Consider the following 1,643-nt stretch of genomic DNA (forward strand, 5'->3'; position numbering starts at 1 on the left):
TGAAGGGGACAAGGGCTATACTCCAATTTTTCAAATTTCGTATTTTGACTAGATTCGAAAATCAATTCGCTGCTCTTCTTTATGGCTTCGAAGGCATTCCAATAACTCGAAAATGATATCCATATCCTTTTTAGGTACCACCTTACTGTGATTACAGTAGGAATGGGGAAACAGCTGAACACAACGGTATTTTAGAAAATGAACTCTAAGGCTGTCAAAAGTATCCCGAAAAGCAAGAGTATCCAGCCAATCACTAATGTTATGTAAGTTAAAAGCTTCCAGATTCCATAAACAGAGCCTTTTCGTAAACTAATACGACTCCACAGAATCATCCATAATCCCATCAGTGTCGCTTCCTTTTGAAGGACTGGAAAAGCAATACAGATTAATAGACCTGTGATGAAACCTAATAGTACCAATTGTATTGAGACAGTCATATAAACTACCTTTCAAGTCCCGGATTTATGTTTCAAACACTATAAGGAGGAAAGAAGATGCTGGTCGTGATCCACACTTGTGGTGAGGCTGAGCATAGCAACGGAAGAATATGGACTGTTACCTCGGAAAAAAGAATGGGAACTATGTGGCTCGGTGGTTGTTATGCTGGAAGGATTAAGTGAATCTATCATTTCCGACAGCTAATGATGAGGATGCCACTAAGGGATGGAAAGAATGTTATGAGTTCATGGCGGATACTTTGGTAATGTCACTAACAAGGATAACATCTCCTCATTAAAGTAAAAAAGAGCCGCAGTTTACACGGATCTTAATAAATCTTATTTCCCCAAGTATCCGAAGCCCAGACAGGATAAGGTTTGCAGGTGGTTTACCTTGATAATGGATATTGCTCCATTCAGCGTTATCTGAGTACCAATTTGAGAATCCCCTTCCATGACAATTGCGCTGGCAGCGGCAGCACAGAAGAGGCTGCGAAACGAACAGGCCGTGGTCCATCCTCATCGAGAAAGAAGCTGAATATTTGGAGGCATGCGGGAGATGTATCGAAGGAATCGCGCTAACAAGCACAATTTTACAAAACATGTAAATCTAAATTCTTGATTAAACCAAGTATCGTATTTTCTGATCACTTTAGCGGCGGCTTTACATTCATTCCGAACATGTTGTTACAAGCCCACAAGCTGATGCCGTTTTCATTTCGACGTCAGCTCGCGGACTAGATACATTGCCATGTACTCTTTGTTTTAGCCAATTTTCCTGATTACTTTCGAATTTCCACCTGAACTGAGAATGATCCATCCTTCAGGAACAGGCGATGCTTGCAGTACCTCAATCTGCGTTCCGTTAGGAGCACCATTGACATTTCTGATCACATTCGAACCTCCATAGGTTCGAACCATGACCCATCCTTTTGGGATAGGCGAAGCGAGCATCACTTCTACCTCCGTGCCGTACGAAGCATCATGAACATTTCTGATTACATTTGATCCTCCAAAGGCACGAACCATGACCCATCCGACTGGAATAGGCGAGGCGAGCATCACCTCTACCTCCGTACCATAAGAAGCACCGTTCATATTCTTGATGACATTCGATCCTCTAAAGGCACGAACCATGACCCATCCGCTGGGGATAGGCGAAGCTAGCAGCACCTCTACCTCTGTGCCATAAGAAGCCCCGTTCAC

Annotated in this window: 1 pseudogene; it reads right to left on the bottom strand. The window is 43.0% G+C overall.

The features are described 5' to 3' along the window. Positions 1 to 1,202 precede the first annotated feature (1,202 nt). A pseudogene (locus HP401_RS29400) lies at positions 1,203 to 1,643 on the bottom strand (hypothetical protein); the annotation flags it as partial.

The sequence above is a fragment of the Brevibacillus sp. HB2.2 genome, assembly GCF_013284275.1.
GTDB classification, from domain to species: Bacteria; Bacillota; Bacilli; order Brevibacillales; family Brevibacillaceae; genus Brevibacillus; species Brevibacillus brevis_D.